This window comes from Kitasatospora sp. NPDC088548, from assembly GCF_044753005.1.
Taxonomy (GTDB): Bacteria; Actinomycetota; Actinomycetes; order Streptomycetales; family Streptomycetaceae; genus Kitasatospora.
In genome coordinates this window covers 1-21,839 of record NZ_JBIVMI010000036.1, presented here as the reverse complement: position 1 = coordinate 21,839, position 21,839 = coordinate 1, and the positions used below count along the sequence as shown (strand labels likewise).

Here is a 21,839-nt window from a genome sequence, read left to right as displayed (position 1 = left end):
CCCGGAGGGAGCACCGTGTGGGCCCCCGCACACCGCAAGCGAACAGACCACAGGAGTACACATGAACCGCAGTGAGCTGGTGGCCGCGCTGTCCGAGCGCGCCGAGGTGACCCGCAAGGACGCCGACGCCGTTCTGGCCGCCTTCGCCGAGATCGTCGGCGAGGTCGTCGCCAAGGGCGACGAGAAGGTCACCATCCCCGGTTTCCTGACCTTCGAGCGCACCCACCGCGCTGCCCGCACCGCCCGCAACCCGCAGACCGGTGAGCCGATCCAGATCGCGGCCGGCTACAGCGCCAAGGTGAGCGCGGGCTCCAAGCTCAAGGAAGCCGCCAAGGGCGCCTGAGCAACCCCTTGAACGCCCGAGAGGCCGGGCTCCCCGTGAGGGGGGCCCGGCCTCTCGCCGTGGTGCGGGCCGGTCAGGCGTCGACCAGCTGCTCGTTGGGCAGCTCGACGTGGGCGCCGAGGTCGCGCAGCTTCTCCATGAAGTTCTCGTAGCCGCGGTTGATCAGGTCGATGCCGTGCACCGTCGAGGTGCCCTGGGCCGCCAGCGCCGCGATCAGGTACGAGAAGCCGCCGCGCAGGTCCGGGATGACCAGCTCGGCGCCGATCAGCTTGGACGGGCCGGAGACGACCGCGGAGTGCAGGAAGTTGCGGGCGCCGAAGCGGCACGGGGTGGCGCCCAGGCACTCGCGGTAGAGCTGGATGTGGGCGCCCATCTGGTTGAGCGCGCCGGTGAAGCCGAGCCGCGACTCGTACACCGTCTCGTGCACGATAGACAGGCCGGCCGCCTGGGTCAGCGCGACCACCAGCGGCTGCTGCCAGTCGGTCTGGAAGCCCGGGTGCACGTCCGTCTCCAGGGCGATCGCCTTGAGCTCGCCGCCCGGGTGCCAGAAGCGGATGCCCTCGTCGTCGACCTCGAACGCGCCGCCGACCTTCCGGAAGGTGTTGAGGAAGGTCATCATCTCCAGCTGGCGGGCACCGCGGACGTAGATGTCGCCCTTGGTGGCCAGCGCCGCGCAGGCCCAGGAGGCGGACTCCAGGCGGTCCGGCAGCGCGCGGTGGTTGTAGCCGGAGAGCTCGTCCACACCGGTGATCAGGATGGTCCGGTCGGTGCCCATCGAGATGATCGCGCCCATCTTCTGCAGCACGCAGATCAGGTCGACGATCTCCGGCTCGATGGCCGCGTTGCGCAGCTCGGTGACGCCCTCGGCGAGGACGGCGGTGAGCAGCACCTGCTCGGTGGCGCCGACCGACGGGTAGGGCAGCTCGATCCGGGTGCCGCGCAGCCGCTGCGGGGCGACCAGGTAGGTGCCCTGCGGGTGCTTCTCGATCGAGGCGCCGAACTGGCGGAGCACCTCGAAGTGGAAGTCGACCGGGCGGCCGCCGATGTCGCAGCCGCCGAGGCCCGGGATGAAGGCGTGGCCGAGGCGGTGCAGCAGCGGGCCGCAGAACAGGATCGGGATGCGTGAGGAGCCCGCGTGCGCGTCGATGTCCGTGACGTTGGCGCTCTCCACGTGGGAGGGGTCGAGGATCAGCTCGCCGTCCTCGTCACCGGCGCGCACGGTCACGCCGTGCAGCTGGAGCAGGCCGCGAACCACCTTGACGTCGCGGATGTCCGGGACGTTGCGCAGTCTGCTGGGGCCCTGTCCGAGGAGGGCGGCGACCATGGCCTTGGGTACCAGGTTCTTCGCACCGCGGACGCGGATCTCGCCTTCGAGCGGGTTTCCGCCGTGGACCAGCAGGACGTCGTCGGTCATCGTTCTCGCAATCCGGGGTGCCAGAGGAGTGGGTGGGGCTCCGGTCAGAGAGCCGGCGGTGGACCGGTCGTACGGGCGCGTTCGGGCCCCCGGCGTGACCGAGTCGGCACCGTAAAAGGGCGTCCACCATCAGTAGATGGTAGTAGGCGTGCGGCTGGTTCCCGCCTGCCTCTCCCGTGATGGTGCTCTCTCGGGGTGGTGTTCCGCCCGCCGACACGTCCGTACGGGTGTTCGTCGGGCCCTGTGGTGTTTCGTGTTGCGGTGTCCGCCCCCGGCGGTTCTGCGGGATCATGTGAGGCATGACGGCGGCCCATTCGCACGGAGGACGGTCCCACACCGGCCGTTTGCTCGTCGCGACCCCCGTGCTCACCGACCCGAACTTCGCCCGGGCGGTGGTGCTCCTCCTCGACCACGACGCCGAGGGGGCGCTCGGCGTCGTCCTCAACCGGCCGACGCCGGTGGAGGTGGGCAGTGTGCTGGACGGCTGGGGCCGCCTGGTCGGGCAGCCGGCGGTGGTCTTCCAGGGCGGGCCGGTGGCCCTGAACTCGGCGCTGGGCCTCGGGGTGGCGCCGGGGGAGCCGGGGACCGGGGAGCCGCTCGGCTGGCGGCGGGTGCACGGTGCGATCGGCCTGGTGGACCTGGAGGCGCCGCCCGAGGTGATGGCCGGCGAGCTGGGCGCGCTGCGGATCTTCGCCGGGTACGCGGGCTGGTCGCCGGGGCAGCTGGAGGCGGAGCTCGACGGCGGCGCCTGGTACCTGGTGGACTGCGAGCCGGGTGACATCTCCAGCCCCGAGCCGGAGCGGCTCTGGCGCGCGGTGCTCCGCCGCCAGCGCGGCCCCCTGGCGCTGCTGGCGACCTACCCCGAGGACCCCACGCTGAACTGACGTGCGACCGCCCCGGCGCCGTACTGGCCCGCTTTCCCGGGGCCCCCATAGACTTGGCACCCATGAGCACTCTTGAGCCCGAGCGCGGCCTCGGCACCGGCACCCTGGTCGAGCCCGTCCCCCAGGTGTCCCACGGGGACGGCGACCACGAGCGCTTCGCGCACTATGTCCAGAAGGACAAGATCATGGAGAGCGCGCTCTCCGGCTCGCCCGTGGTGGCGCTCTGCGGCAAGGTCTGGGTGCCCGGGCGCGACCCGAAGAAGTACCCGGTCTGCCCGATGTGCAAGGAGATCTACGACGGCATCGGCAAGCCGCAGGACGGCAAGGACGGCGACGGAAAGTAGTTCCGCCCGGTCTGGACCATTTTGCAAAATGCTCCATGAATGGTCTATGCCAGTCGGCCCGGCGCGGGCAGGATGGCGGAATGGACCTCATTCCCGCACCACTGAGTGCCGTCCGTCGCCCGGACGAGGACTTCCCCCTCGACCACACCACCACCCTGACCGCGCCGCCCGCGCTCGCCGACGCCGAGCAGTGGCTGCGCACCTCGCTGACCGCCGCCACCGGCCTGCCGTTCGGGCCGGGGCGGTCGGGTGAGGGCGTCGAGTTCGTTCACGACGGGACGCTGGGCGCCGAGGCGTACCGGATCTCGGTGCGTCCCGGCCACGCCGTGGTCACCGCCGGCGGTCCGGCCGGCGCCCTCTGGGGCGCCCAGACGCTGCGCCAACTGCTCGGTCCGGACGCCTACCGCCGCGCCCCGCTGCGCCGCACCGGCTGGGTGCTCCCCGGCGCGGACATCGAGGACGCCCCCCGCTTCGGCTGGCGCGGCGCGCTGCTGGACGTCTCCCGGCACTTCCTGCCCAAGGCGGACGTGCTGCGCTTCCTCGACCTGCTCGCCGCGCACAAGCTCAACGTGCTGCACCTGCACCTGACCGACGACCAGGGCTGGCGGGTGGAGATCAAGCGCTACCCGGCGCTCACCGAGCGGGGCGCCTGGCGCGAGCGCTCGATGGTCGGCTACCGGCTCGGCAACCGTCGTGACGACCGCCCGCACGGCGGCTTCTACACCCAGGACGACCTGCGCGAGATCGTCGCGTACGCCGCCGGACGGGGGATCACCGTCGTCCCCGAGATCGACCTGCCCGGCCACACCCAGGCCGCCATCGCGGCCTACCCGGAGCTGGGCAACACCGACGTGGTGGACACCTCGGCGCTGGGCGTCTGGACCGACTGGGGCGTCAGCCGCAACGTGCTCAACGTCTCCGAGGGCACCATCCGCTTCTTCGAGGGGGTGCTGGAGGAGGTCCTGGAGCTCTTCCCGTCCGAGTTCATCCACCTCGGCGGCGACGAGTGCCCCAAGGAGCAGTGGAAGGAGAGCGCGGCCGCCCAGGCGCGGATCGAGGAGCTCGGCCTGGCCAACGAGGACGAGCTGCAGAGCTGGGTCATCCGGCACTTCGACGGCTGGCTGGCCGAGCGCGGCCGCCGGCTGATCGGCTGGGACGAGATCCTGGAGGGCGGCCTGGCCCCCGGCGCCGCCGTCTCCTCCTGGCGCGGGTTCGGCGGCGGGATCGCCGCCGCCCAGGCCGGCCACGACGTGGTGATGTGCCCCGAGCAGCACGTCTACCTGGACCACCGGCAGGCCGCGGGCGAGGACGAGCCGATCCCGGTCGGGTTCGTCCGCACCCTGGAGGACGTCTACCGCTTCGAGCCGGTCCCGGCGCAGCTGGACGAGGTGGCGGCCCGGCGGGTGATCGGCACTCAGGCCAACCTGTGGAGCGAGTTCATGGACAGCGCCCGGGACATCGACTACCGGGCCTTCCCCCGGCTCGCGGCGTTCGCCGAGGTCGCCTGGTCCGCGCTGCCCACCGATCCGGCCGCGCGCGACTACCAGGCCTTCGAGCGCCGGCTCGACGGCCACCTGGCCGTGCTGGACGCGCTGGGTGTCGCGTACCGCCCGGCCGACGGGCCGTACCCCTGGCAGCGCTGGCCCGGAGTGGCCGGCCGCCCGATCGAGGGCCCGCCGCCGGCGGTGTGACCTTGGCGGCACCGCCCTTTGCGGACGGTGCCCGGGAACTTCTGAGTGGTCATCTGACGTCAAGAACAGATGAACATCTGCTCCGGTCCTGATCGGGCCGGAGCAGATACCGCCCGGTATCCGTCCCAATCGGGCAGTCCCGTTCGCCCGCCCCGAAATGATCATCGAGCATTGTGTGCCAGAGTTGCCCAACCCGGCCCGATCGCCCGTACCCTACGGGCCAGGCCGGGCTGCCGACGCGGACACCTCGGCCGAAGGCCGCGGGCGGCAGGCGATCGATGAGCAAGTGGAGCACGGTGGGACCCAGGTGAACCGGACGATCATGCTGCCGGCCTCCCTCGACGAGGCCGTCGACGCGCTGGCCGCCACCCCGGCCGCGGTACCGGTGGCCGGCGCCACCGACCTGATGGAGGCCGTCAACGCCGGACGGCTGCGCCCCGCCGCCCTGATCGGCCTCGGCCGGATCACCGAACTGCGCGGCTGGCGTTACGAGGACGGCGGCACCGCCGTCCTCGGCGCGGGGCTCACCCACGCCCGGATGGACCGCCCCGACTTCGCCGCGCTCATCCCCGCCCTGGCCGACGCGGCCCGCACCGCCGGGCCCCCGCAGGTGCGCAACGTCGGCACCCTGGGCGGCAACATCGCCACCGCCGCCCCGGCCGGCGACACCCTCCCGGTGCTCGCCGCGCTGGAGGCCAGCGTCACCCTCGCCCGGGCCGGCTCCACCCGCGAGGTGCCGGTCAGTCACCTGCTCACCGGGCTCGACCCGCTGCGCCCCGGCGAACTGCTCACCTGGGTGCGCGTCCCGCTGCTGCACGCCCCGCAGGTCTTCCTCAAGGCCACCGGCCGCAGCGGCCCGGCCCGTGCCACCGCCTCCGTCGCGCTCGTCCTCGACCCGGCCCGGCGCGCCGTGCGCTGCGCCGTCGGCGCGGTCGCCCCGGTGCCGCTGCGCCCGCTGGAGGCCGAGGCCTGGGTGGCCGGCTGCATCGACTGGGACGGCAGCCGCGAGATCGATCCCGCCGCGACGGCCGCCTTCGGCGAGTACGTGGCCGCCGCCTGCGTACCCGACAGCTACGGCGCCGAGGGCGCCTGGGAGGCCGTGACCGAGGGGCCGAGCGCGGCCGCCGTTCGGCTGCGGCGTACCGTATCGGTGCTGGCCCGCCGGGCACTGGGAAGGGCGCTGAAGTGACCACAGACCCCCTTGAGACCCTCGACGCGGGCCTCCTCGACCACGCCCCCCAGGTCAGCCGCGAGCTGCGCCCCTGCGCCTCGTACACGCTGCGGGTCAACGGCTTCGAACGGCCCGTCACCGACGCCTGGATCGGCGAGAGCCTGCTCTACGTGCTGCGCGAGCGGCTCGGTCTGGCCGGCGCCAAGGACGGCTGCGAACAGGGCGAGTGCGGTGCCTGCTCGGTGCAGGTGGACGGCCAGCTGGTGGCCGGCTGCCTGGTGCCCGCCGCGCTGGCCGCGGACAGCGAGATCAACACCGTCGAGGGCCTGTCGGCCGGCGGCGCCGCCAGCGACGTCCAGCAGGCGCTGGCCGAGTCCGGCGCGGTGCAGTGCGGCTACTGCACGCCCGGCATGGCGATGGCCGTGCACGACCTGCTCCAGCGCAACCACCGGCCCACCGACGTCGAGGCCCGGCAGGCGCTCTGCGGCAACCTCTGCCGCTGCACCGGCTACCGGGGCGTGCTGGCCGCCGTCCAGAGCATCGCCGACGCGCGCGCGCTGGAGGCCGAGCAGGCGGAGGACGCGCAGGCCGCCGCCGGGGAGGCAGCGGCCGCCGCGGTCCCGGCCCCGGGTGCGGCCTCGGTCGCGGGCGAGCCCGCCGGGGGCCCCGAACCGGCCGCGCCGCCGACCCCGTCCGCCGAGGCCGCACCGCCGGCCGGCGACCTGCCGGTGTACACGGACGCCGACGCCTGGATCGAGCACGTCCCGCAGCCCCCCGCCGAGGAGACCCCGACCACCGCCGGGACCGGCGTCGGCCTGCCGTACGGCACCCCCGACGGCCAGGGCGGCTACGACAGCGGCGTGTACGACACCGCCGTGCTGTCGCCCGTCCAGGGCATCCCCGCCCAGGCCGCCGACGGGGCGGGCTACTACCCGCAGCAGGGCTACCCCGCGCCGTACCGGGGCGCCCCGGCCCAGGACGCCTACCCGCCCGGCGGCTACCCACAGCATCCCGGCTACGGCACCGCCACCGGGTACGACGGCCCCGTGTACGAGTCCACCCCCGCGCACGGCACCGCCTTCGACGGCACGCCCGCGCACGGCACGCCGTACGTCCCCACGCCCCCGCACGGCGTCCCGGCCGAGGGCACCGCCCCGGCCGGCGTCCCGTACGGCGCCACCCCCGCCCACGGCATCCGGCTCCCCGAGGACGACCACGCATCATGACGTCGCCTACCGACATCGGCGCAGCAACCCAGCAGGACGGTGACGAGGGCGGCGCACCGGAGCCGTTCGGGCTGGGCAGCTCACCGCTGCGCAGCGACGCGCTGCCCAAGGCGCTCGGCATCTACCCGTACGCCGCCGACCTCTGGGCCGAGGGCCTGCTCTGGGGCGCGGTGCTGCGCTCGCCCCACCCGCACGCGCGGATCAAGGGCGTCGACACCTCGGCCGCGCTCGCGCTGCCCGGCGTGCACGCGGTCGTCACCGCCGCCGACCTGCCGGCCGGTCCGGACGGCAGCCCGGACGGCGCCCCGGCCGGGCCGATCGTCGCCGACCGGCCGATCCTGGCCGCCGGGGTGGTCCGCCACCACGGTGAGCCGGTCGCCGCCGTCGCCGCCGACCACCCCGACACCGCCCGGCTCGCGGTCGGTCTGATCGCCGTGGAGTACGAGCCGCTGGAGGCGGTCACCGACCCGGAGCAGTCCTTCACGGCCGCCGCGCTGCACCCGGACGGCAACCTCTTCCGTCACCTGCCGCTGCGCAGCGGCGACCCGGACGCGGTCGGCGAGATCGTCGTCGAGGGCCTCTACCAGGTCGGCCGGCAGGACCCGGCACCGCTCGGCGCCGAGGCAGGCCTGGCCGTGCCCCGCCCGGACGGCGGGGTCGAACTGCACCTGTCCTCCACCGATCCGCACGGGGACCGCGACCGCACCGCCGGCTGCCTCGGCCTGGAGCCCGACCGGGTCCGCCTGGTGGTCACCGGCGTGCCCGGCGCCACCTCCGACCGCGAGGATCTCTCCTTCCAGGTCACCCTGGCGCTGCTGGCGCTGCGCACCGGCCGGCCGGTGAAGATGACCCTCACCCGCGAGGAGTCCTTCCACACCCACACCTCCCGGCACCCGGCGCTGCTGCGCTACCGCCACCACGCGGACGCCGAGGGCAAGCTGGTCAAGGTCGAGGCGCAGATCCTGCTGGACGGCGGTGCCTACGCGGACGTCTCGGCCGAGGCGCTGGCCGCCGCGACCGCCTTCTCGGTCGGCCCGTACGTCTGCCCGAACGTCTTCGTGGACGCCTGGGCGGTGCGCACCAACAACCCGCCGGCCGGCCGGATGCGCGGCGAGGGCGCCCTCCAGGCCTGCTTCGCCTACGAGTCGCAGCTGGACCAGCTGGCCGCGCGGGTGGGCGTGGACCCGGTCGAGATCCGCCGCCGCAACGCGATGGCCACCGGTGACCCGATGCCCACCGGACAGGCCGTCACCTGCCCCGCGCCGGTGGCCGCGCTGCTGGACGCCGTCTCCAAGGAGCCGCTGCCCGCGCTGCCGGTGGACGACCCGAACGCCGAGTGGCTGCTCCCGGGCGGTCCGGGCGGCGCGGGGGACCCGGCGGCGGTGCGGCGCGGTATCGGCTACGCCGTGGGCATGGTGCACATGCTGGGGGCCGAGGGCGAGGACGAGGTCTCCACCGCGACGGTGCGGGTCAGCGGCGACCACGCCACGGTGATCTGCGCGGCCGTCGACTCCGGGCAGGGCTTCGCCACCCTGGCCCGGCAGATCGTGCAGTCGGTGCTGGGCGTCAGCGAGGTCTACATCGCGCCGGCCGACAGCGACCAGTCGATCGCCGGGCCCTCGGCCCGCGGCCGGCACACCTGGGTCTCGGGCGGTGCGGTCGAGCGGGCCGCGCTGATGGTCCGCCACCAGCTGCTCCATCCGATCGCCGCCAACTTCGGGATGTCGGTGGAGCTGCTGCAGATCTCCGACGGCAAGATCACCTCCTATGACGGGGTGCTCGGCATGCCGGTCGCCGAGGCGCTGGAGGGCAAGGAGCTCTGGGCCACCGCGCAGTGCCGTCCGCACCCCACCGAGCCGCTGGACGAGGCCGGGCAGGGCGACGCCTTCGTCTCCATCGCGTTCTGCGCGATGCGGGCGGTGGTGGACGTGGACATCGAGCTCGGCGCGGTCCGGGTGGTGGACATGACCGTCGCCCAGGACGTCGGCCGGGCGCTCAACCCGCGGCAGATCGAGGACCGGATCGAGGCGGGGGTGGCGCAGGGCGTGGGCCTGGCCCTGCTGGAGGACCTGCGGACCGAGGGCGGCCTGCTGGTCAACCCCTCGCTCACCGGTTACCGCCTGCCGACCGCGCTGGACACCCCCGAGGTGCGGATCGCCGCCCTGGTGGAGGAGCGGGACGTGGTCGCCACCTTCGGCGCCAAGGCGGTCAGCGCGGCCCCCGCGGTGGTCGCCCCGGTCGCCGTCGCGGCCGCCGTACGGGCCGCCACCGGGCTGCCGGTCGGCCGGCTCCCGATCCGTCCCGAGGACGCCACCACCGCCTGACGCCCCGGGGCGGAAATCCGACCGGTTTTCCGCCCCCGGCGTGATTCCCGGGGCGTAATTTTCGAAAAATGCACGACGAATTGCCGGCCGGTGAATTTCTCGCCGGTCGGCAATTCGTTTCTGGGAGGCCATGACGGGAATCGAACCCGTGTACACCGCTTTGCAGACGGTTCCCTAAGCCACTCGGGCACACGGCCGTGGGGTGGAGCTGTGCGTGCGATCAGACGCAACAGCGACAGGCGCGACAACACCGGGGAGCGGCGACACAGGTGCGGGGCGCGAGGGCCGCCGTCTTCCTGTTCATGTCCGACTCCTGTCGTCGTTCGCCGTGTTGGTGAATTCATCATGGCGGAATACCGGGCGGGCCGTCAATATCCTTTTGTAAATTCCGTGTGGCGGCTCGTGCTACGGTCGAGGGCAGGTGGCCGCCACGCGACCGCCCCGGACGAGCGCGTCGTACCCGGTCAGGACAAGACGGCGCAGTACAGCGGCAACCCGGCCGCTGCCGACTGCGGAGGTCCGACCGTCATGGCCTGGCTCGTTCTGATCATTTCCGGCGTCCTGGAGACCGTCTGGGCGGTGGCCCTGGAATCGTCCAAGGGCTTCTCCCGGCTCGTCCCCAGCCTCGTCTTCGGTGTCGCCCTGCTGCTGAGCATGGGCGGCCTGGCGTACGCGATGCGGTCCATCCCGATCGGTACGGGGTACGCCGTCTGGGTGGGGATCGGTGCGGTCGGTACGGCGCTGTACGGGATGGCGGTGCTGGGGGACGCCGCCACCCTGGCGCGGATCGGCTGCCTGCTGCTGATCGTCTCCGGTGTGGTCGGCCTGAAGGTGCTGCACTGAGCCGGCGGCCCGCCGGGCGGGGCACGCCCTAGGTCCATCGCCGTAGGCGATCACCCGACCAAAGTCAGGGGTCACGCGGGTGGACGAGCCTTACGATGTTTCGTATGACCACTGCATCCCCCACCTCGGTCGACTCCGCCCCGATACCCCCCGCAGAGCACCCGGCCGACGGGGATCCCGGAGGCGGGGTGCTCAGCGGGGGGTATCGGGCGCTGACCCTGGGGATCGTCTCCGTGGTCCTGCTCCTCGCCTTCGAGGCGACGGCCGTCAACACCGCGATGCCGGTGGCGGCCCGGCAGCTGAACGGCCTGGAGCTCTACGCCTTCGCCTTCTCGGGGTACTTCACCACCACGCTGTTCGCCCTGGTCGTCTCCGGCCAGTGGTGCGACAAGCGCGGCCCGTTGCAGCCGCTGTTCACCGGCATCGCGGTGTTCGGCGCGGGCCTGGTGGTCGCCGGGGCGGCGCCGGGGATGTGGATCTTCGTGAGCGGCCGGGCGATCCAGGGCCTGGGCGGCGGGCTGGTGATCGTCGCGCTCTACGTGGTGGTCGGCCGTGCCTACCCGGAGCGGCTGCGGCCGGCCGTGTTCGCGGCCTTCTCCTCGGCCTGGGTGCTGCCCTCGATCGTCGGCCCGGTGGTCTCCGGCGCCGTCACCCAGCACCTGGGCTGGCGCTGGGTGTTCCTGGCCGTTCCGGCGCTGATCCTGCTGCCGCTGGCGGTGATGGGCCCGGCGCTGCGCCGCTCCGAGCGGGAGCAGCCGGTGCTCAAGGGCGCGGACTTCGACCGCCGCCGTACCCGGCTGGCCGCGATGGCCGCGCTCGGCGCCGGCCTGCTGCAGTACGCGGGCCAGCGGCTGGACCTGATCGGGCTGGTCCCGGCGGTGGCCGGGGCGGCGCTGCTGCTGCCCGCCGTACTGGGGCTGCTGCCGACCGGGACGCTGCGGGCCGGGCGCGGGCTACCGACGGTGATCCTGCTGCGCGGGGTGGCCGCCGGGGCGTTCTTCGCGGCCGAGGCGTTCATCCCGCTGATGATGGTCACCCAGCGGGGTCTCTCGCCGACGCTGGCCGGGCTGACCCTGACCAGCGGCGGTCTCTCCTGGGCGCTCGGGTCCTGGCTGCAGGGCCGGCCGGGAGCGGAGCGGTACCGGGAGACGATGATCCGGGCCGGCTTCCTGCTGACGGCGGTGGCGATCGCCGGTGCGGCCCTGGTGCTCGTCCCGGCGGTGCCGGTCTGGGTGGCGGCGGCGGCCTGGGGCGTCGGCGGCATCGGCATGGGCCTGACGGTCGCCAGCGTCAGCGTGCTGATGATGCGGCTGTCCACGCCGGAGGACGCCGGTGCCAACTCGGCCTCGCTGCAGATGAGCGACGCGCTCGGCAACGTGCTGCTGGTCGGCCTGGCCGGGGTGCTGTTCTCGGCGCTGGGCGGCGGGTCGGTGGCCGCCGCCCACGAGGGTGCCGAGGGTACCGGCTCGGCCGGCGCCTTCGCGGTGATCTTCCTGACCATGACCGGGGTGGCCCTGCTGGGCGCCCTGGTCTCCGGCCGGGTCCGCCGCGCGGCGGACGCCTGATCAGCCGGCCGCGGCCGGGGCGACGGCGCCGAGGAAGGTCTCCCAGCCCCCGGCCGGCGACTGGCCGACGGCGAGGCCCTGCAGCTTGCGCAGCACCGCCGGGTCCTGGGCGTCCAGCCAGTCCACCAGCTGGCGGAAGGAGACCAGCCGGACCTCGGGCTTGTCGGCGACGGCCTTGAGCACGTCCTCGACGGCGTTCATGTAGACGCCGCCGTTCCACTGCTCGAAGTGGTTGCCGATGATGTACGGCGCCCGGTTGGTGGTGTAGGCCCGTTCGAAACCCATCAGGTAGGCGTCGCGGGCCTGCTGCTGGTACGCCGGGTGGAGCGAGGCGTCGGCCTTGGTGTTGCTGCCGGACTGGTTGAACATGATGTTGTAGTCCATCGACAGCACCTGGAAGGTGTGCCCGGGGAAGGGGATGGACTGCAGCGGCAGGTCCCACAGCGCGCCGCCCTGGATCTTCTGCGGCCAGATCTGCGTCCCGTTCCCGCTGCTGTCGTACCGCCAGCCGCGCTTGACGGCGGTCGGCAGCAGATTGCGCTGGCCCTCCAGACAGGGGGTGCGGCTGCCGATCAGTTCCTTGCGGTAGTCGAAGGGCAGCGCCGGCAGGTCGGTGAAGCCGGTGTTGGTCCGCCAGTTGGTGACGAAGTCCATCGCCTGCTGGATCTCGCTGTCCCACTCCTCGGGCGACCACGCGCTGACACCGGTGGAGCCGCAGAAGTGCCCGTTGAAGTGGGTGCCGATCTCGTGGCCCTCCAGCCAGGCCGCGTGCAGGTTCTCCAGCGTGTCGTGGATGTGCCGGTCGGTCAGGTAGCCGATGTCGGAGGCGCCGGCCTTGTGCTGCGGCGGCCGGTAGAGGTCCTTCTTGTCCTCGGGCAGCAGGTAGAGGCCGCTCAGGAAGAAGGTCATCGAGGCGTCGTGCTCCCGCGCGAGCCGGCGGAAGCGGCCGAACAGGCCGTTGTCCAGTTCGCCTGCGCCGTCCCAGGAGAACACCACGAACTGCGGCGGGCGCTCGCCGAGCCCGAGCCGCTCGGGGACCGGCTGGTTCGGCTGGGCGCCGGTGTTCGAGGTCGAGCCGTCGCCGATCAGGACGGCGGGCTGTTCGGCGTCCGCGGCCGGGGCCGCGTTCTGCTTCGCCACCGGGCTGTCCGGCACCGGCACCGGGGTGGCTGACGGCGCGCCCACGGCGCCGTCGTTCGCGCCGCAGCCGGCCGCGAGACCCGCGGCGGTGGCGGCGCCGGCGGCGAGCAGGGCGCGGCGGGAGAGAGCGTCCATGGTCACTCCGTTCATGAGGCGTGTGACAGGCGTGCGACAGGCCGGCGGTACGTCCGGTCGGACAAGTGGGGTGATAGCCGCGCGGCCCGGGTCAGCATGGCATGGGTGCACGACCGGTCGGTGATTCACCGCGAACGGGCGCAAGTGATCGCCTGAATGATGCAACCGGACCGGTGTCCGGAACTGTCGATGGTCATGCGGTGTCGTTCCGCCCGTCGGCGCTCTCGCTCGGTGACCACACCCCTACGCGGCGCAGTATTCCGTCCGCTGGACCTGCCGATCGGGGGGCGCGATACGACCGTCGTATGGATGTGCCTTAAGGTCCGATCCGGTTGAATTGTTCTCAGGAAACTCCCAGGAACGGTCAGATCGTCAGCAGAGGGGAGCGCCGGTTGGGCGCCCAGCAGAGCAGGAGCCCGTGGCCGGGCGCCTTGGCGGCCGGCGCCGCCCTGGTGTTCGGCGCCTGGCTGCTGCACGGCGGCGGCTCCGGCGAGCTCCCGCCGGCCCCCGGCACCGGACAGGCCCTCTCCGGCTTCGCCCCGGTCTCCGTGGTACCTCCGCTCGGCCCCTCCGCCCCCACCCGGATCCGCATCCCCGCCGTCAGGCTCGACGCGCCCGTCACCGGCCTCGGCCTGGACCGCGACGGCCACCTCCAGACGCCCCCGGAGACCGACCGCAACCTGGCCGGCTGGTTCCGCGGTGGTGCCACCCCCGGGCAGCGCGGCACCGCGATCATCGCCGGACACGTCGACAACAGGAGCGGGCCCGCCGTCTTCTACCGGCTGGGCGCCCTGCACCGCGGCGACCGGATCGAGATCGCCCGCGAGGACGGCGCCACCGCCGTCTACCAGCTCTACGCCATCGAAGTGCACGACCGAAAGGACTTCCCGGACGACCGGGTGTACCGCCAGGCCTCCGACGCGCAGCTACGGGTGATCACCTGTGGCGGCGGGTACAGCGAGGAGCACGGCTACGAGGGCAACGTCGTCGCCTACGGCTTCCTGGCCGACACCACTCGGCCGGGGAAGAACGCATGAACTCTGTCTCGCTCGCCGTCCGCTGGAACCCGATCGACTGGCCGCTGACACACGGTCCGATCCCGCACGCCGTGCTGGCCGCGGGCTGGGGGGCCCTGCTCGTGCTCGCGCTCTCCCGGAGCCGGGCCTGGTGGAAGCGCCGGCTGCCCGCCGCGCTGCTCGCCGCCGCGGCGCTGAGCCTGCTGCTGGACACCGTCGTCGACGGCTGGTGGCACCCCTTCCCCGAGGGGCTGCCCCGGTACGTGACCTGGTGGATCGCCATCGCGCTGCTCGGGCTCTGCCTGGCCGGCTTCCGGATGCCCTCGCTTCCCCGGCGCGGCAAGGCGCTGGCGGCGGTCGGCGGCATCCTGGTGCTGCTGATGGCCTCCTCGCAGGTCAACCGCGGCTTCGGCCAGTACCCGAGCGGCCGGGTCATGCTCGCGCCCTGGCTCTCCAAGACCCAGGAGCTGATCACCAGTAAGGACGCCAGGACGGTCGGTCCGCCGCCCGGCAAGGTGCTCGACGAGGTCTGGCAGGCACCGCCCGGGCTGCCCGCCAAGGGCACCGTCTCGGTCACGCCGATCCCCGGCCCCAAGTCCGGCTTCAAGGGGCGCGACGCGTACGTCTACCTGCCGCCCGCCTACCAGGCGAGCCCCCGGCCGCTGCTGCCCGTGGTCATCCTGATCACCGGTCAGCCCGGGAACCCGGGGGACTGGGTGCTCGGTGGCCAGGTGAACGAGGCGCTGGACGCCTTCGCCGCCGAACACCACGGCCTGGCACCGATCGTGGTGATGCCCGACCAGCTCGGCTCCATCTGGGCCAACACGCTCTGCATGGACTCCAGGATCGCCAACGTGCAGACCTACCTGGCCGTGGACATCCCCGACTGGGTCCACCAGAACCTCCAGGCCGCCAGGGGCCGGGGCTCCTGGTCGATCGGCGGCGCGTCCATGGGCGGCACCTGTGCGCTCCAGCTCGCCGTCAACGCCCCGGACGTCTACGGTTCCTTCCTCGACATGTCCGGACAGGAGGAGCCCACCCTGGGAACCCGTGAGCAGACCGTCGCGGCGGCCTTCGACGGGGACGCGGCGCGCTTCGACGCCGTCGACCCGTTGCAGGTGATGGCCCGTAAGCGCTTCCCGGACACGGCCGCCGCGATCGTCGTCGGCCGCACCGACGGCGAGTTCCGGCCGCAGCAGGAGAAGATCTACGAGGCCGTCACGGCCGCCGGGATGAAGGCGAAGTTCGACCTGATGCCGGGTGGACACGGCTGGGTGGTGTTCCGGCCCGGCATCGTCGACCAGTTGCCCTGGCTCGCCCAGCAGACCGGGCTGATCCGGTGATCCGGCTCGGCCCGGCGCCGGTCCTGGTCGACCAGCGTGAACGGGACCGCGACCGCGGCCACGCCCCGGACCGTGAACGGGAGCCCGACCACGCCCCGGTCACCGGTACGCCCGAGCCCCGGCCGCAGCGCGTCGGCCGGATCGCCGCCGTCCTGGGCGCGCGGCTGCGCGCCGCGCCGCTCACCCTGCTGCTGCTCGTCACGCTCTGGACGGTCGGCGCGGCCGGCGGCAGCCTGACCGGCGGGCCCTCGGCGCGGCTGCTGTCCCGGGCCGGCGTCGGCGTGTCCACCCTGGCCGAGGGCCGCTGGTGGACGCCGTTCACCTCGCTGTTCTGGTGCTCCGGCGTCAGCTCCTACGCCTTCGCCAGCCTGCTGCTGCTCCTGGTCGGCCCGGCCGCCGAGCGCCGGCTCGGACGGCTGCGGACCGCCGCCGTGCTGGTCGGCGGGCAGCTGCTCGGCACCCTGCTGGGCACCGGTCTGGTCGCGGCCGGCTCCCGGGCCGGCGAGCAGTGGACGGTCTCGGTCGCCGACCAGACCGCCATCGGTCCCGGCGCCGGTCTGTTCGCCCTGGCCGGGGTGCTCGGCTACCGCCTCACCGTGCTCTGGCGCCGCCGGCTGCACCTGCTGGTGGTGCTCGTCCCGCTGGTGATGACGCTGTACGTCGGGCACCTGCAGAGCGTCCAGCGGATCGCCGGCGCGCTGCTCGGCCTGGGCCTCGGCGCGCTGCTCTCCGAGGGCCGGCCGCACCTGCGCACGCACCGCTCCTCGCACACCGAGACCCGGGTGCTGGTCGCGTTCTGCCTGATCGCCGCCGCCCTCGGACCGCTGATCGCCTCGCTGTACGACAACGCCAGCGGACCGTTCAACACCTTCTCCGAGCTCTACTTCTCGCACCGGCTCACCCCCGACGAGGTCGCGGACTTCTGCGCGCTCTCCGCCCACGACTGCGCCCGCGCGCACGCCGTCGAGCGGCTCTTCGACACCCCGGGCCGGCTGATGGCAGCGCTCTTCCCGGCGCTGCTGCTGGTCCTCGCCGAAGGGTTGCGGCGGGGCCTGCGGCTCGCCTGGCGGATCACCGTCGCCACCGAACTGCTCTGGGTGGCGCTGCTGGTCTGGCTGTTCGCCGACTCCGGCACCGGCAACGGGGACGCGATGCAGTACTTCGTCGAGGCGCTGCTGCTGCCGCTGCTCACCACCGGACTGCTGCTGGCCACCCGCCAGCGCTTCCGCCTGCGGCTGCCGGGCAGGGTGCTGCTCCGGCTCACCGCCGCCGTCGGCGGCGCCGCGCTGGCCGCCTCGGCCGCGTACACCGGTCTCGGGCTCGCCGCGGCCGGCCAGTTCGAGCCGGGGGCGACCTTCCGCGGGCTGGTCTCCGGCCTGCCGGCCCAGTTCCTGCCGCCCGCCTACAACGACCTGCTGCCGGACTACCCGATCGCCGTCGGCCGGTTCGCCCGCCTGCTGGAGACGTACTGCGGGATGGCCTTCTGGGCGGTCGCGCTGAGCGCCCTGCTGGTGGCCTTCCGCCGGCCGGTGGTGCACGCGGCCGCCGAGGACGCCGCCCGGGCCAGGGCGCTGCTCACCGCGTACGGCGGCGGGACGCTGTCCTTCATCACCACCTGGGACGGCAACCACTACTGGTTCGACGAGGAGGGCCGGGCCGCCGTCGCCTACCGGGTGCTCTCCACCGTGGCGCTGACCACGGGCGACCCGTTCGGCGAGTCGGAGGCCCGGCGGCGGGCGGTGGCGGGCTTCGCCCGGTACTGCGACGCCCGGGGCTGGACCCCGTGCTTCTACAGCGTGACCCCGGAGACCAGGGCCGCCGCCGGGCAGCTCGGCTGGCGCTCGCTGCAGGTCGCCGAGGACACCGTGGTGGCGCTGCCCGAGCTGGCCTTCACCGGCCGCAAGTGGCAGGACATCAGGACGGCGCTGAACAAGGCCGGCAAGCAGGGCATCACCGCCGAGTGGTGGGCCTACCACGAGGTGCCGCTCGCCCTGAAGGACCAGATCCGCTCGATCTCGGAGGAGTGGGTCTCCGAGAAGGGCCTGCCGGAGATGGGCTTCACCCTCGGCGGGCTGGAGGAGCTGGACGACCCGGCGGTGCGGCTGCTGATCGCCGTCGACGGGGACCGCACCGTGCACGGGGTGACCAGCTGGATGCCGGTCTACGAGGCCGGGGAACCGGTCGGCTGGACGCTGGACTTCATGCGCCGGCGCTCGGACGGCTTCCGCGGGGTGACGGAGTTCCTGATCGCCTCCGCCGCGCTCGGCTTCAAGGAGGAGGGCGCGAGCTTCCTCTCGCTCTCCGGCGCTCCGCTGGCCCGTTCCGGGCAGGGCGGGGAGCCCACCGCGCTGCAGCGGATGCTGGACTGGATGGGCCGGGTGCTGGAGCCGGTGTACGGCTTCCGCTCGCTGCTCGCGTTCAAGGCGAAGTTCCAGCCGGAGTACCGGCCGATGTACATGGCGTACCCGGACCCGGCGGCGCTGCCCAGCATCACCCGGGCGATCGGCAAGGCCTACCTGCCGCACCTGACGGCGGCGCAGGGCGTCCGGCTGATGCGCCGGCTGTCCTCCTGAGGGCGGCGGGGCGGCGGCCCCGGCAGCGACGGCCTGGGCCCCTCCTGCCCGGCGGCGGGCGAGGAGGTGGGCCCCTCCTGCTCGATGGCGGGCGAGGAGGTGGGCCCCTCCTGCTCGATGGCGGGCGAGGAGGTGGGCCCCTCCTGGCCGATGGCGGGCAAGGAGGGAGAGCAGTGGGGGTGCTCCCGGCCGCCGGGCGGGGCTCAACCGAGCAGCTCGGCCAGCGCGCGGTCGGCGTCCAGGTGCAGGTGCTCCTCGCCCTCGGGGACGAGCAGCCGGCTGCGCCACAGGAAGCGCCGCAGGTCGGTGCTGTCGAACTGGATCAGCGCGGTGCCCTCGGGCGCGCGCAGCTCGACCATGGTGCGGCGGCCGAGCGCGGGCCGGATGTGCACGTCGCCGATGCCCGAGGGCAGCTCCAGGCCGGCCGTCAGCAGCTGGCGGGCGAAGACCCACTCGATGTCCTGGCCGCCGGTGTCGGGGCCGGGCCCGTCGGCCGGCTCGTCCAGCGAGAACTCGGCGGGGAAGGCCATCCGGACGGCGAGTGGGTCCTCCGGGCGGTAGGTCAGGGTGACCCGCAACCGGATGGAGCGGTGAGTGGAGATGATCAGGCGGGCGTGGACGATCTCTTCGGCGGCGGTGTACACGGCGGTTCCCTTCTCGTGGTGCGAGGCCGGCGGTGGCGACTGTGGAGGGTGGGGCGGCCTCACACCGGATGAGAGCGGGTGGGGTGGTCGCGATTACGCGGTTTCCCGGACCGATTCCAGTGATCCACGTCACATCGATTTCCGGCCGCGCGGGCCGCGCGGGGGCCGGGCCTGGGCGTCCCCGCGGCGCCGGGCCGGTACGCTGGACCGGTTGTCCGATCGCCGCCCGACCGCGGGCCGGGGCCGCAATACCGCCCCTGACCTGCGACGATCCCCCTCGGAGACCGTGAGTACTGCCGCCGCCTCCTCGATGCCCCTCTTCTCCGACGCGCACGAGTCGCACGCACCCGTCCGGGCCGCCGCCCATGGCGCGTCCGGCCCCTCGCACCACCTGTCGCCGGCCTTCCCCGGCCGTGCCCCCTGGGGCACCGCCGGCAAGCTCCGGGCCTGGCAGCAGGGTGCGCTGGACAAGTACATCGAGAAGCAGCCGCGCGACTTCCTCGCGGTCGCGACCCCGGGCGCCGGAAAGACCACCTTCGCGCTGACCCTGGCCTCGTACCTGCTCCACAACCACCTGGTGCAGCAGATCACCGTGGTCGCGCCGACCGAGCACCTGAAGAAGCAGTGGGCCGAGGCCGCCGCCCGGATCGGCATCCGGCTCGACCCGGCGTACTCCTCCGGGCCGCTCTCCCGGGACTACCACGGCATCGTGGTCACCTACGCGGGCATCGGGGTGAACCCGATGCTGCACCGCAACCGCACCGAGGCCCGCAAGACGCTGGTCATCATGGACGAGATCCACCACGCCGGTGACTCCAAGTCCTGGGGCGAGGGCTGTTTCGAGGCCTTCGAGCCGGCCACCCGCCGGCTCGCGCTGACCGGTACGCCGTTCCGCTCGGACACCAACCCGATCCCGTTCGTCCAGTACGAGGCGGGCGGCGACGGCATCCGCAAGTCGGTGGCCGACTACACCTACGGCTACGGGCACGCGCTGGCCGACCACGTCGTGCGCCCGGTGATCTTCCTCTCCTACAGCGGCAACATGCGCTGGCGCACCAAGTCGGGCGACGAACTGGAGGCCCGGCTCGGCGAGCCGATGACCAAGGACCTGATCGCCCAGGCCTGGCGCACCGCGCTGGCCCCGCAGGGCGAGTGGATCCCCAGCGTGCTGCAGGCCGCCGACCGCCGGCTGACCGAGGTCCGCAAGGCGATCCCGGACGCCGGCGGGCTGGTCATCGCCACCGACCAGAACACCGCCCGCGCGTACGCCAAGATCCTGCGCGAGATCAGCGGTGAGAAGGCCACCGTGGTGCTCTCCGACGAGACCGAGGCGTCCAAGCGGATCTCCGACTACGCGGCGGGCGACTCGCGCTGGATGGTCGCGGTCCGGATGGTGTCCGAGGGCGTCGACGTGCCGCGGCTGTGTGTCGGGGTGTACGCCACCTCGATCTCCACCCCGCTGTTCTTCGCGCAGGCCGTCGGGCGCTTCGTGCGGGCCCGCAAGCGCGGCGAGACGGCCTCGGTCTTCCTGCCGACCATCCCGATGCTGCTGGGCTTCGCCAATGAGATGGAGGTCCAGCGCGACCACGTGCTGGACCGGCCGAAGAAGGAGGGCGAGGGCCTCTTCGACGAGGAGGACCGGCTGCTCGCCGAGGCCGAGCGCGCCAACGACGGGCCGGACGGTGCCGGGGGCGAGGAGTTCTCCTACGAGGCGATCGGCTCCGACGCGGTCTTCGACCGGGTGCTGTACAACGCCATGGAGTTCGGCATGCAGGCGCACCCGGGGAGCGAGGAGGAGGACGACTACCTCGGCATCCCGGGCCTGCTGGAGCCGGACCAGGTGCAGATGCTGCTGCAGAAGCGCCAGCACCGGCAGATCCAGCGCAGCAAGAGCAAGCCCGCCGAGGAGGCCGACCTGCTGGAACTGCCGGCCGAGCAGCGGCCGGTCGTGACCCACCAGGAGCTCCGCGAGCTGCGCAAGGAGCTGAACGCGCTGGTGGCGGCGTGGCACCACCGCACCAGCCAGCCGCACGGCACCATCCACAACGAGCTGCGCCGCCAGTGCGGCGGTCCGCTCACCGCGCAGGCCACCGCGAACCAGCTCAAAGCGCGGATCGTCCAAATCCGGGAATGGGCGAAGTAACGGTACGTCAGGCAATAATTCCGGGTTGTAGTAGCTATATATGACATTCAGGTATACGTGAAGGAATTGAAGAGACATCCGGTGTGATCATCGGCTAGTGTTCCGCGTGCCGCGCCGCTTCCGGGCCGTCACAGCTGTACGCCGACCCGCCGGGGACGGTTGCCGCAGTCCCCGGTGAGTCCGGCCGGCGACCTCACCGAACCCGAGGCCGCGGCAACCATGCCGTGCCCGGGGATGCCGCTACAAGGAGCACACCGAACGTGTCGTACCCCCCTTACGCCCAGCAGCCCGAGCTGTCCGACAAGTCGAAGGTCGTCGCGGGCATCCTGCAGATCCTGCTCGGCTCGCTCGGCGTGGGCCGCTTCTACACCGGCCACATCGGCATCGGCATCGCCCAGCTGCTGACCTGTGGCGGCCTGGGCGTCTGGTCCCTGATCGACGGCATCCTCTTCCTCACCAGCAACGACCGCACGGACGCCCAGGGCCGGCTGCTGCGCAGCAACTGACCTTGCGCACGCCACGCGCGGCACGCCGCCCCGGCTCCGGCCGGGGCGGCTTCGCCGTTCCCGCCCGGCTGCGGACCGCCGCCCCGCCGCTGGCGGTGCTCGTGGGCGGACTGGCCGGCGCCGCCTACCTCTGGTCGCGCGACCCGCACCTGCCCGGGCAGGTGCTGCCGTTCTGCCCCTGGCGCAAGGTCACCGGCCTGCAGTGCCCCGGCTGCGGCGGCACCCGGATGGCGTACGACCTGCTGCACGGCGACCTCGCGGCGGCCTGGCACGACAACGCGGCACTGCTGCTCTCGCTGCCGCTGGTCGCCCTGCTCTACGTCACCTGGCTGCGGCACGGGGTGGCCGGCCGGAGCTGGCAGCCCCCGCTCGGGCGCCGCGGCACGGCGGTGGTGCTCGGCGCCGCGGTGGCCTGGACGGTGCTGCGCAACCTGCTCTGAGCTTGTCGTTTTACCTCCGGTGATCGGCTTGAGGTTGTTCGATCTGGTCACCCACATGGGGATCTGCCGGACACGGCGACGACCTCCGTTTCAC

At 73.1% G+C, this 21,839-nt stretch carries 18 protein-coding genes, 1 tRNA gene and 1 riboswitch; of the genes, 15 read left to right on the top strand and 4 right to left on the bottom strand.

Features of this window, described 5'->3' with window-relative positions; translation table 11 throughout:
• The first annotated feature begins 61 nt into the window (after window positions 1-61).
• On the top strand, window positions 62-343 hold the full coding sequence (locus tag ACIP82_RS33360) for an HU family DNA-binding protein (protein WP_030059737.1): 282 nt from the start codon (window positions 62-64) through the stop codon (window positions 341-343).
• 73 nt (window positions 344-416) lie between these two features.
• Here the strand turns inward: ACIP82_RS33360 and murA are convergent, their stop codons facing one another.
• Window positions 417-1,757, bottom strand: a complete 1,341-nt coding sequence (gene murA, locus ACIP82_RS33355; protein WP_363611649.1) for a UDP-N-acetylglucosamine 1-carboxyvinyltransferase — start codon at window positions 1,755-1,757, stop codon at window positions 417-419.
• A gap of 299 nt (window positions 1,758-2,056) precedes the next feature.
• Here murA and ACIP82_RS33350 point away from each other — a divergent pair, with 299 nt between their 5' ends.
• The 6 genes from ACIP82_RS33350 to ACIP82_RS33325 all read left to right on the top strand — a co-directional run bounded on the left by ACIP82_RS33350 (window position 2,057) and on the right by ACIP82_RS33325 (window position 9,397).
• Window positions 2,057-2,641, top strand: a complete 585-nt coding sequence (locus ACIP82_RS33350; protein WP_400658932.1) for a YqgE/AlgH family protein — start codon at window positions 2,057-2,059, stop codon at window positions 2,639-2,641.
• Between the two features lie 62 nt (window positions 2,642-2,703).
• The gene (locus tag ACIP82_RS33345; protein WP_363611653.1) at window positions 2,704-2,985 is read left to right on the top strand and encodes a DUF3039 domain-containing protein; all 282 of its coding nucleotides are present in this window, start codon (window positions 2,704-2,706) and stop codon (window positions 2,983-2,985) included.
• An 80-nt stretch (window positions 2,986-3,065) separates the two neighbouring features.
• Entirely contained in the window at window positions 3,066-4,676 is a 1,611-nt protein-coding gene (locus tag ACIP82_RS33340; RefSeq protein WP_400658930.1) for a beta-N-acetylhexosaminidase, read from the top strand.
• A 322-nt stretch (window positions 4,677-4,998) separates the two neighbouring features.
• Window positions 4,999-5,865 carry an FAD binding domain-containing protein gene (locus ACIP82_RS33335; RefSeq protein WP_363611669.1) on the top strand — a complete coding sequence of 289 codons (867 nt, stop codon included), beginning with the start codon at window positions 4,999-5,001 and terminating at the stop codon, window positions 5,863-5,865.
• Window positions 5,862-7,073: a 2Fe-2S iron-sulfur cluster-binding protein gene (locus ACIP82_RS33330; protein WP_400658928.1), complete on the top strand. Its 1,212-nt coding sequence runs from the start codon at window positions 5,862-5,864 to the stop codon at window positions 7,071-7,073. The genes ACIP82_RS33335 and ACIP82_RS33330 overlap by 4 nt, the downstream gene beginning before the upstream one ends.
• Window positions 7,070-9,397, top strand: coding sequence for a xanthine dehydrogenase family protein molybdopterin-binding subunit (locus ACIP82_RS33325; RefSeq protein ID WP_400658926.1), 2,328 nt, complete (start codon window positions 7,070-7,072; stop codon window positions 9,395-9,397). The genes ACIP82_RS33330 and ACIP82_RS33325 overlap by 4 nt, the downstream gene beginning before the upstream one ends.
• Window positions 9,398-9,522: 125 nt before the next feature.
• Here ACIP82_RS33325 and ACIP82_RS33320 read toward each other — a convergent pair.
• Window positions 9,523-9,594: transfer RNA gene (locus tag ACIP82_RS33320), tRNA-Cys, on the bottom strand.
• A 221-nt stretch (window positions 9,595-9,815) separates the two neighbouring features.
• A riboswitch (guanidine-III (ykkC-III) riboswitch) is annotated at window positions 9,816-9,881 on the top strand.
• Window positions 9,882-9,925: 44 nt separating this feature from the next.
• On the opposite strand from ACIP82_RS33320, the gene ACIP82_RS33315 reads away from it, so the two are divergent.
• A complete protein-coding gene (locus ACIP82_RS33315; protein ID WP_363611660.1) occupies window positions 9,926-10,240 on the top strand; it encodes an SMR family transporter in 315 nt (104 codons plus the stop codon).
• Window positions 10,241-10,344: 104 nt separating this feature from the next.
• Entirely contained in the window at window positions 10,345-11,805 is a 1,461-nt protein-coding gene (locus ACIP82_RS33310; RefSeq protein ID WP_400658923.1) for an MFS transporter, read from the top strand.
• On the opposite strand, the gene ACIP82_RS33305 is transcribed toward ACIP82_RS33310, so the two are convergent.
• Window positions 11,806-13,080, bottom strand: coding sequence for a hypothetical protein (locus tag ACIP82_RS33305; protein WP_400658921.1), 1,275 nt, complete (start codon window positions 13,078-13,080; stop codon window positions 11,806-11,808).
• Window positions 13,081-13,472: 392 nt separating this feature from the next.
• Between ACIP82_RS33305 and ACIP82_RS33300 the strand changes: the two genes are divergently transcribed.
• The 3 genes from ACIP82_RS33300 to ACIP82_RS33290 are packed head-to-tail and all read left to right on the top strand — an operon-like array spanning window position 13,473 to window position 18,012.
• Window positions 13,473-14,117, top strand: a complete 645-nt coding sequence (locus ACIP82_RS33300) for a class F sortase (protein WP_363606594.1) — start codon at window positions 13,473-13,475, stop codon at window positions 14,115-14,117.
• On the top strand, window positions 14,114-15,439 hold the full coding sequence (locus ACIP82_RS33295) for an alpha/beta hydrolase (protein WP_400658919.1): 1,326 nt from the start codon (window positions 14,114-14,116) through the stop codon (window positions 15,437-15,439). The genes ACIP82_RS33300 and ACIP82_RS33295 overlap by 4 nt, the downstream gene beginning before the upstream one ends.
• Entirely contained in the window at window positions 15,436-18,012 is a 2,577-nt protein-coding gene (locus ACIP82_RS33290; RefSeq protein ID WP_400658917.1) for a bifunctional lysylphosphatidylglycerol flippase/synthetase MprF, read from the top strand. The genes ACIP82_RS33295 and ACIP82_RS33290 overlap by 4 nt, the downstream gene beginning before the upstream one ends.
• A 203-nt stretch (window positions 18,013-18,215) precedes the next feature.
• Here the strand turns inward: ACIP82_RS33290 and ACIP82_RS33285 are convergent, their stop codons facing one another.
• Window positions 18,216-18,656 carry an SsgA family sporulation/cell division regulator gene (locus tag ACIP82_RS33285; RefSeq protein WP_363606598.1) on the bottom strand — a complete coding sequence of 147 codons (441 nt, stop codon included), beginning with the start codon at window positions 18,654-18,656 and terminating at the stop codon, window positions 18,216-18,218.
• Window positions 18,657-18,966: 310 nt separating this feature from the next.
• On the opposite strand from ACIP82_RS33285, the gene ACIP82_RS33280 reads away from it, so the two are divergent.
• The 3 genes from ACIP82_RS33280 to ACIP82_RS33270 all read left to right on the top strand — a co-directional run bounded on the left by ACIP82_RS33280 (window position 18,967) and on the right by ACIP82_RS33270 (window position 21,745).
• Window positions 18,967-20,799, top strand: coding sequence for a DEAD/DEAH box helicase (locus ACIP82_RS33280; RefSeq protein ID WP_400658981.1), 1,833 nt, complete (start codon window positions 18,967-18,969; stop codon window positions 20,797-20,799).
• Window positions 20,800-21,059: 260 nt separating this feature from the next.
• Window positions 21,060-21,305 carry a TM2 domain-containing protein gene (locus tag ACIP82_RS33275; RefSeq protein WP_363606600.1) on the top strand — a complete coding sequence of 82 codons (246 nt, stop codon included), beginning with the start codon at window positions 21,060-21,062 and terminating at the stop codon, window positions 21,303-21,305.
• A 2-nt stretch (window positions 21,306-21,307) separates the two neighbouring features.
• Window positions 21,308-21,745, top strand: a complete 438-nt coding sequence (locus ACIP82_RS33270; protein WP_400658914.1) for a DUF2752 domain-containing protein — start codon at window positions 21,308-21,310, stop codon at window positions 21,743-21,745.
• Window positions 21,746-21,839 lie beyond the last annotated feature (94 nt).